Source organism: uncultured Cohaesibacter sp. (genome assembly GCF_963556055.3).
In the GTDB taxonomy this organism is placed as follows: domain Bacteria; phylum Pseudomonadota; class Alphaproteobacteria; order Rhizobiales; family Cohaesibacteraceae; genus Cohaesibacter.
On record NZ_CAUVYE020000032.1, the window covers coordinates 1 to 8,406 of the forward strand.

General features: G+C 49.0%; 11 protein-coding genes. 3 read left to right on the top strand and 8 right to left on the bottom strand.

The window, feature by feature from the left end:
* Positions 1–311, bottom strand: a 311-nt coding sequence (locus tag ACHZB8_RS21745) for a HipA N-terminal domain-containing protein (RefSeq protein ID WP_316863397.1), incomplete at its 3' end; no start/stop codon positions are given.
* A complete protein-coding gene (locus tag ACHZB8_RS21750; RefSeq protein ID WP_324292911.1) occupies positions 308–616 on the bottom strand; it encodes a helix-turn-helix transcriptional regulator in 309 nt (102 codons plus the stop codon). The genes ACHZB8_RS21750 and ACHZB8_RS21745, both read right to left, overlap by 4 nt.
* Before the next feature lie 175 nt (positions 617–791).
* Between ACHZB8_RS21750 and ACHZB8_RS21755 the strand changes: the two genes are divergently transcribed.
* The gene (locus ACHZB8_RS21755; protein ID WP_316863399.1) at positions 792–1,244 is read left to right on the top strand and encodes a hypothetical protein; all 453 of its coding nucleotides are present in this window, start codon (positions 792–794) and stop codon (positions 1,242–1,244) included.
* Between the two features lie 548 nt (positions 1,245–1,792).
* On the opposite strand, the gene ACHZB8_RS21760 is transcribed toward ACHZB8_RS21755, so the two are convergent.
* From ACHZB8_RS21760 to ACHZB8_RS21785, 6 genes are all read right to left on the bottom strand, one after another.
* Complete coding sequence (locus ACHZB8_RS21760; RefSeq protein WP_316863400.1) at positions 1,793–2,461, bottom strand: hypothetical protein; 669 nt, start codon at positions 2,459–2,461, stop codon at positions 1,793–1,795.
* 508 nt (positions 2,462–2,969) lie between these two features.
* Positions 2,970–3,905: a hypothetical protein gene (locus ACHZB8_RS21765; protein WP_316863401.1), complete on the bottom strand. Its 936-nt coding sequence runs from the start codon at positions 3,903–3,905 to the stop codon at positions 2,970–2,972.
* On the bottom strand, positions 3,865–4,194 hold the full coding sequence (locus tag ACHZB8_RS21770; RefSeq protein WP_316863402.1) for a hypothetical protein: 330 nt from the start codon (positions 4,192–4,194) through the stop codon (positions 3,865–3,867). Before ACHZB8_RS21770 ends, ACHZB8_RS21765 begins: the two co-directional genes overlap by 41 nt.
* 156 nt (positions 4,195–4,350) lie before the next feature.
* Positions 4,351–5,028 (bottom strand): ATP-binding protein, encoded by a 678-nt coding sequence (locus ACHZB8_RS21775; protein ID WP_316863403.1) that lies wholly within the window; start codon positions 5,026–5,028, stop codon positions 4,351–4,353.
* A 482-nt stretch (positions 5,029–5,510) separates the two neighbouring features.
* Positions 5,511–6,233 carry a hypothetical protein gene (locus ACHZB8_RS21780; protein WP_316863405.1) on the bottom strand — a complete coding sequence of 241 codons (723 nt, stop codon included), beginning with the start codon at positions 6,231–6,233 and terminating at the stop codon, positions 5,511–5,513.
* A gap of 541 nt (positions 6,234–6,774) precedes the next feature.
* Positions 6,775–7,011, bottom strand: coding sequence for a hypothetical protein (locus tag ACHZB8_RS21785; protein WP_316863406.1), 237 nt, complete (start codon positions 7,009–7,011; stop codon positions 6,775–6,777).
* A gap of 479 nt (positions 7,012–7,490) precedes the next feature.
* On the opposite strand from ACHZB8_RS21785, the gene ACHZB8_RS21790 reads away from it, so the two are divergent.
* Complete coding sequence (locus ACHZB8_RS21790; protein WP_316863408.1) at positions 7,491–8,195, top strand: hypothetical protein; 705 nt, start codon at positions 7,491–7,493, stop codon at positions 8,193–8,195.
* Positions 8,167–8,406, top strand: a 240-nt coding sequence (locus ACHZB8_RS21795; RefSeq protein ID WP_316863410.1) for a hypothetical protein, incomplete at its 3' end; no start/stop codon positions are given. The genes ACHZB8_RS21790 and ACHZB8_RS21795, both read left to right, overlap by 29 nt.

Consider the following 8,406-nt stretch of genomic DNA (forward strand, 5'->3'; position numbering starts at 1 on the left):
AAAGGAGAAATTTCCTGCGGCAAGACACCATGGGATCGGGCAAAGCGATCAAACAGCAGTCTCCCCCAGCCATCCGGCAAGCTGTCATTGAACAGACCCGGAAGGCCGTCAAAGAGAAAGGGATCGAAGCTTGAAACACCACGCTTCAAAGGCAGGCGCAAAGGGGAAAGCTCTATTCCAACATCGATGAAAGAGGCATCATATTCGAAATAGATCCGTCTATCCCGAATGGCGAGGCGGCCAACAGAAATGGCATCATCGCCGAAATCAAGACCAACCTTGATTTCCCTGACTGGCTGAAAGTCTATCAATTAAGGCGCCCCCTCTTGCGTTTGAGGCCCGGTTCCGGCTTCAAGACGTCATCGATCGAGGCAAATTCTTCCGTCCGATTTTCCGTTGCCTCGATCACCTCTTCGATCCCGCCCACAACCATCAGGAGCTTGAGAAAAGCCTCAAGCGAGATTGAGCCGGTCTGTTCGAACTTCCGCAATGTCGGCAAAGGAACACCAGACCGATCAGCAAGACCGGCCTGTGTCAAATTCATACCAAGACGTCTTGCGCGGACATTGTCCCGCAGCTTCGTCTTACCCTTTGACGCTGTAACAAGTGATATCATATTGGTATCTGATCACCTAAATTTCTGTTATTGATAAAATAATATTATTTACACCACAAAGCAAGGCCTACTCTGGCCAGAATGAGACACGTTGAAAATTCAATCCCCACACCAATCGGCTCGCAGCCTCGATAGGCAGGACCGCAAGCCGAAATGGTAGAAAAGGAGGCATAAAATGGCAGACCTGTTTATCAGCATGGGCCATGACATAAGCGTGAGAAATTTAGGTATCGGTGCGTTCAGATGTCTAAAGCTGGCACCTGATGACGTGGCTAAGGTCATTGCCGATACGAGAGCATCTGGCGGAGAAATATCAGGATACTACAGGTTTGACTCTGATCTGTCTGATGATTGCATGAAGCAGTTCGATGAGCTGCTCCTCGCTTTTGAAGCCATCACGGGGACAAGACTGACCCGAAATGATTTCATGAGTGAGCCCGACGAAGATGGCGATCAATTCCCCAATCTCAACTATATGACAGCGGTCGATGAAACCTGCCGCATGCTGGTGGTGGGTTACTTCATCGAATTCATTCCGCCCTCAAACATGTCTCAAAAGGCCTGGAAGGAGAGTTTCATGGTTGCGCGGGATCATATGGATTTCTTTCTTATCGAACAGGTGATCTAAACGTTGGCCGCCAATAGCGATTAAATGCCGACCGAAGCAGCCCAGAAACCCGTGCATTTGCCGGATAATGGCTGTGAATCGGCGAGCAAACTCACGTTGTAATGTCGACAGGGAGCCCACTCAAATGGCGTTCTTCTTTCAAGGCATACCTTCCGGAGTCCGAGAAGCCTTGTAAGAAGAAATGGCGCAGCTTCTGAAACTATGAAAGCTGGTTATATGGAATGAAGCGCCAATGATCTGCATCGTGGTGGCTCTTCACGGGCGAATTCACGAGCAACTCTTTCCATCGCACGGTTTCGTGGCAATTCGCCGGTGCCGGGCTTTCAGTTACCAATCTTGACAGCTGTCAAGAATGCTTCACTTGCATTGTCGGCCCTTACCGGACACTCGCAGGTTGCCACAAGCCTCAAGGCAGCTTCCGCATTCCTGCCGTTCGAGCAAGCCGCAGCATTTTCAGTGGCCAGGTGACGGGTGAGCGGACTTTCGAGACATTTGTTTGATGTCGCTGTTGGAGTAGCGCCACGTAGCATAGTGACGTCAAGCTCCTGCTAGTTGCCATCACATGAAACATGATACGAATCTGGACCTCTCGAACTGCCCGGCCTTCGTAGCTGACAAGCTGCTATGAAAAGAGCGTTGAAATCCTCTTTTGGTCCAAGTGCGTATTGTACGAATGCCTTGATGGATTTGCTTTCTCGATCAACATCTGAGGTACGATCGAGTTTGCTACGTCCAGCGTACCAAATGGCAATCAAGTTGGCGCTGATGTGAGTGGCAGCAAAACACATGTTTGCGTCATGATCACACCCAATTGTGGTCTCTTCACTCTCGATGTGCATCGAATTGAGTAAATCAGACATCCGCCCTCCTCCGGCGAAACTATGATTGTCAAAGGCTTCCAATCTTCTGATGTCAGCCAGGTAGATCCGACGTGGGAGAGCCTGTTGAAGTGGTGCCCAAGGATTGTCGCAAACAGAATTGGACCACTCCCGCCTTAGATGGCTGCAAATTCTTTCTAAGCCTCTACCAAAATCATCCCAGCCGTAGGTCCCAATAATGACCTCAAGTTTCCCCAATCTTGGGGCGGTCTGTGGATTGCCCGCTGCTGCTCGGAACACGTTCAATCGATCCTTTGCTGCATTGCGATCCCGTTTCTTGTTCAGTGAGAATGATGGTCCACCCCCCGTATATCCAGGCAGTGCAATATAGGGCAGCACTAGAGGCGTATCCCCAACTATCACGTGAGCATCGGACGCCAGGAATTTGATATGCTCATCCGAATACCTTTTTGGCGAAGGTGAGCATGATACGGATGTGGCAACTATCAACAACAAACAGGGTAGCAATATGGATAGTTTGTTCGGGCAATGAACAGAATGTTTGCAAACGTCAATGGACGTCACCTGAAAAACTCCACGTTGGGCGAACATTTAGCTAACCTGACAGAATTCGAAAGTAGGTACTCTAGCAACCAGTAAGGTGGCAGCATTAAGAATTCGCTGCCTGAAATTGCATTAGTCGCAATTGGGTTAACACGGCCTTATTGTCATGGTCACAAAGGGCTCCAAGCAGTCTGGTGCAGCGCATCACCAATGGAATGCGATCATCCAGGCAGTGAATAGCAGTCGCGGCCCATACCGGGCATTCGCAGGTAGCCACAAGCCGCAAGACAGCCGACATTTCTGACGTTCACGCACGATGCATGGATGTGAACGAGGGGTTCTATTATATTGGTTTTAAGATATAACCCGCGAATGGGATTAAATTGTATGGACGATCGCCAAGTCCTTCTTTGATGGCCTGTTCTTTTTCAGAGGTGGCGATCAAGATCTGATGATGCTCAGATCTCTCTTTGGCCGACTGTTGAAAAAGGCTCGTGAGATTGACCGGATCGGCTGCTTGTTGCCCTGGTTCATCGAAGACCACCAACCCTGAATGGTTGGTGTTATAATGTTCATCCAATTCTAGAAGAGACAGATAGTAAGACCATTTCAAACGGATGCCATCACTCGCAGATGCTTCGAAGCCGATATCTTTCTCGATTTCACCACCAGAATCCTTATCGTATACAAGAACCTGCGGGCGAAAATTGTCCCTTGCTAGAGTAATTTCGGAAGGTGGGAAAGAATGAAAATCAAATGTCTTCAAGTGGTTTTGAACTAGGGATTGAAGTCGAGATATCTTGCTCTTGTCTTCATGAGAAAAATCGTCGCCAGGTCGCAGACTTTTGAGCCGGGCGGAGAGTTTCGCCCATTCTTTCGCTATGGCGACCAGTTCGTCTACGAGACCGTCCGCGCGCTCTTGCATTTCCTCCCACTGCGCCAAGCGGGCCTGCAACCGAACCGACCTTTCGATTGTCGTTCTGCTCACGCTGGAAGACGGGCGTACAAGCGCGCGTTTCAGGCTACGCAATTCGCCTTGTGCGTCTTTGTATTCCTGCTCAATTGAGCAACCTCTCAATTGAAGTTCGCCAAGCCTTTCCTCGGTGGTAGCAAGCGCTGATTTGTACATAAGCTGCTGCGACTTAATGAAAGCTATATTTTCATCTAGGGCCATCGCTCCTGAAGAGCTTGGAGGAAGGAGTTCCTGAGTCAAATGCTGATGGCAGGTCGGGCAGCTTTCAAATGCTACAGTGTCGGTAACCTCTGATCCAAGTGCCATCAGTTTCTCGACATCTTGATGTCGTTTCAGGTCGATAATCAAGCACAGCAAGGCGCTTTTTCAACGCTTTGTTCTCTTCAAGAACCGTATGGAACTCAGTTCTTGCGACTTCGAACATTGCTCCTAGTTCATCGTATCGCAACTGAGCCACTTCAAGGGCTTTTTGTGTACTGACCTCGGCTTCCTCCGTCGAGACAAGCTCGATGTTGTTGAGTTCTTCGATTTCATTCTGAAGTTCTTTTGATGCAACCTCTAAAGGTAGCCACTCACCATCTACGAAAACTTCCAATGAAATATCAGCTTGATGTGAGAATTCGGCCGTAGGTGTTTTTGGGCACACCAATAAATCTGATCAGGTCGATGCCACCTCGCTCCAGCACACGACCGCTTGTCGTTCCAGTCACTTTCTAGGAATCCAATGCGCTTGTTCAGTTCGGCCCTCTCTCTACGCACCCTTACCTGCATCAAGGTTCAGGACGAACTCGAGGACTCTTCTGTTGATGTCCTGTATTCGGAAATGTGTTGGTAACGGCCCTTGAACTGTGGACCAGCCACGCTTCTGTTCCACAAAGAACATTGGAAATAGGGTTTCGAGGTACAAGGGGCACTCAGTCCCATCAAACCTAGGTACATTCGGCAACTCCCACCCCAAAAAATCAGCTAAGTAGTGATGAAAACCACTCTCTCTCGTGGCTGATCCGGGATCATGAACAAAGAAGTCTCGCTGCCTTTCTTTTGCCGGACTATTTTTCTCGGCTTCGCTATTTGACCATGTTGAAATGAGTTTTGGGTCGGCGTCCCCAACGATGCTTCTACGGATACGGAGTTTTTGGTCATTGTGGTTGCCAACTTCAATCTCGACATAGGATTGAAGCACTTCCTCATAGGGGGCATCTTTGGTCGCATGAATTCGCTCCCGCATCGCAAATGGCAATGGAACAGACAAATTCGCACTCAATGAACGCTCCAAACCCAAAACATAAATAATGGCCTGTAGGCAGGTTGACTTACCAGAAGTGTTGTCCGCTTGGACAATGTTAAGGCCGGGAGTAAAATCTAAGTCGACCCCATATACGGTTTTTGCTGTAATCGATCTCAGCTTCAACGAACAAACTTGGATCATGATGGGGCCCTATTTGCAAGGAGGATTTTGGTCACAAAACCCTCTGTTATCCTGCTCGAGAATTCCTGGAGAAATTCTTTTTCAGCCACAAAACTACCATCGTCATTCTCGAGCTTCTTTGCGACCTCTTTTCCAGTCTCAGTAAGGCAAATCGCAGCCTTCCCGTTGGCAACTCGCCATTCAGCAAGTTGCCCACCTGTCATCAAATCTACATTTCTCCCAAAGGCTGGCTCTACACGCATCCGCCACTCAATCAGAGCAGTTTCGCCGCGTATGATTTTTACTCAGTTTTTCTCTGGACTGCTCAGAGCGAAGTGCGTCATTCAGCAGGTTAAGCTTCGCTAGGGACGCTTTCTTTCCACGTGAACTGTTCAGCATCAAAAGTGTTAGGGGTATGCGCCAGCCAATTCGAAGGTCGCCTGGAACTGGTGACGGCTTTCGCTCGAACGAAAAGCTCCGGTCTGTATTTAACTCAATCATCATTATGTATTTGGCTCTTCAAAATCCAGAGGGCATTCAATCAGCCACGTTCCGACTTGACCTTGGGAAATAGATGTTATTTGTTTTTCAGATAGCCCAGGCACTTGGCTTCTTAGTGCGCGACCTACGCGATCCATAGATGAATTAATCTGCTGCGAAGCAGTGTCGCCTTCTGCACCAGCCATCTCGAGGCGGCTCTCCTCGGCGTCGATGCACTCTGTGGAAGCTTCCCAAAAATCGGGATACTCATCTCTAAGATCTGCAAGCACGTTCTCTCGTTCGACATGGGCATAGACGAAGCGCTTCTTTCGCTTTTCAGTTTTTGCGTCATCATCAAGGGGAAATGCTCGTTTGAGCTTCTTTTCGACTCTCTGATCGAGTTTGCTTTCTGCTTGCACCAATTGATCTGAGCTTGGTTTCTTAATAGGCAGGGGTACTCCCACAGCCTTGGCGCGGAGCTGTAGGTACTCAGTCTCGAAGTCCTCTTGGCATTGAACAAGTGCAAAGAAATCTGGTGCCAAAAAGGTCAATTCGGCTTCTTTTACCTCTCTGGCGACAGTTTGAACGTGAGAGATTACATCTTTGTTATCCAAGAATGGGCATAGCAATATCCAATTTGAGATTTTTTGGTCTCCAAGGATTTTAGATATCTTTTCCTTGTTTTTAATCAGCTTTCGCAAATCGCGCGCACCCTTTGATTTCATTGCGCTCGCAGCTTTTGCCACGTCTGATGTCTCTTCCGGCGCATAACTTTGATAACAGCAACCGTCTGTGGTGATAAATTCTAGGCCTGCGTCTCCCCCGCACCTTATCTGGAATGTCTTGTACATTTTGAGGAAGATGCCGCATCTGCACGAGTCGTTTGGAAAAACTTTGCCATTCTTTCCCGTCCCATGCGCGTCTAAACTTATGTGTCAAAGTATCACCACCACATCAACTTAAAGTAGCGCAATAATCGAAGCAATTCTTTCGAATGTCAAGATTTCAACTAGTGTTTAACGTAAGCTAACGATTTTATTCGCGCTGTCTATGAAGCCGCAACAAACGACCGACGCTATCGCTATTGGTGCCAGATCAGTTTGATCCACACGTGAATGTCCGCTGTGCTGAATGTGGGCGATTGCGTTGTTGCAGTGCCGTAAGTCAGCTCTCCGCCCACCCGAGACCTTGCTTTTGTTCGTGGCATCACATTCGTCATCATACTGTCAGGATGCTTCTGATGGATGTCAGGCACATTTCGTGACGTCATGACGAATAGGTTCCTTGTCATGATGGCTGGTAAGACAGGAGCGCAACGGATGCCCCGATTGCCATGCGACGGCAGACCGTCTTTGTGACAAATGTGATGAGAGCCTGATCGTCACCAGCGTCGTCAGCAATTTCCTGACCACAAAGCATGCAGCCGACCAATTGCGCATCCACATCAGCATGGCCATGATAAGAGCCACTAGTCTGAACATTCGCAAAGCATGATGGTCGGCGGGGTGTTCTGATGATTGTCATGACAGTCCTGACGGTTGTCATGAAAGCATGACGCAGAACAGGATAGCGGCATTTCGGTCATGCATTGGCAATCCGCCTTCACTTCCCGCCCCATCCATCCTGGATGGCGTATCAACGGCAGTTGCCTTTGACTTGACCTCGTCTGTGACGAACGATCCGTTTGATCCGGCTGTTCGCAGCAGTCATGTCGGGCTTTATCAATGCAATCAGACACCCGCCTCGAACCATCAGCACCAACGTGATGCTTGTCGCGGCTTTTGGTTCCAACGCGTCATTGATCAGGTGCGTTTCTGGCCGTCACAATTACCTTTTGATGCACGGACAACTGTCACGAACTGAGGCCAAACACCACCTGTAAAGCCATCTTCCAGCAGTAATCTGCATAATTTTTTTTGATCGCGGGAATTCTTTCTATTTCCTTTTTGGAAGGGCCTTCGCTCTTCCGGGCAAACCACTGATGTCTTGATTAGGAGAATAGAATGAACGATGGCACATCTCACCCGACCACCGGACAAGAACCAGATGATCTTTTCGGCACCTTTGCTGGTACACCGGTTTATCTGCACCAAATCGAAGCCGCACTGGCCCAACTGCCCGAAGCCTTTACAAAGCGATCATTCAGCGACGCTCTAGAAGGCGTAGGAGTAGATGCTGCTGTCGATAGAAATCTGGTGCGGGGCGTAATGCAGAAAGCCAAGGAGAAGGGCTTGATGCACCACAACAAGCAGTCCGATTTATGGGAAAAGGCCCCAAAGAGTTCACCGACACCAACTGCGTCGCCTGAGACAACCGATCTCCCCACCGTCTTTACCTCCTCTAAAACGCAGCCTCAAACAACGGCAACATGGCGAATAAGTTATTTGCAGGTCATTTGCACAATGATCTGGGTCGCATTGATGATCATCAATGCTCGATTAGGCCACGAGATCGGAGGGAACGATCCTGTAACAAGCTATACGATTATGGCTCTTATGATAATTTTGGACCTTTGCCGATCAACCGCAATTGGTGGCGCGCTACGATGCGTCAGAAACCACCGATGGTCCCTGGCCAGCCTCTTGGCTCTATACATCACCGTAGCGACCCCGATATCCATTCTTTCGACCACCACTCCTCTTATGCGTGCCTCTGCAGAAAGCGACGGACGAAGTGGATATGAGGGAAAAGCAGGCAGCCATCATTGAAGGATATATTATCACCTATAACAAGCAAAAGAGGGCTGCAGCGCTTTACCATGATGAATGGGAGACGGAATGTCGGCGCGATCGATGCGGTCCAAAGGCCGCAGAATATGAACGGCAATATAATCAAGCAGAAGCTATGGCAGCGACGGCCATTGAAGCAGCAAGAAAGGCGGACAGTCGCCACAAGGATTTACCGTCATCAGACGAAACG

Bases quoted from the DNA above. Each gene is read 5' to 3' on its own strand.
- ACHZB8_RS21785 (WP_316863406.1), bottom strand. From the start codon at position 7,011: ATGACAATCATCAGAACACCCCGCCGACCATCATGCTTTGCGAATGTT.
- ACHZB8_RS21755 (WP_316863399.1), top strand. From the start codon at position 792: ATGGCAGACCTGTTTATCAGCATGGGCCATGACATAAGCGTGAGAAAT.
- ACHZB8_RS21790 (WP_316863408.1), top strand. From the start codon at position 7,491: ATGAACGATGGCACATCTCACCCGACCACCGGACAAGAACCAGATGAT.
- ACHZB8_RS21765 (WP_316863401.1), bottom strand. From the start codon at position 3,905: ATGGCACTTGGATCAGAGGTTACCGACACTGTAGCATTTGAAAGCTGC.
- ACHZB8_RS21750 (WP_324292911.1), bottom strand. From the start codon at position 616: ATGATATCACTTGTTACAGCGTCAAAGGGTAAGACGAAGCTGCGGGAC.
- ACHZB8_RS21775 (WP_316863403.1), bottom strand. From the start codon at position 5,028: ATGATCCAAGTTTGTTCGTTGAAGCTGAGATCGATTACAGCAAAAACC.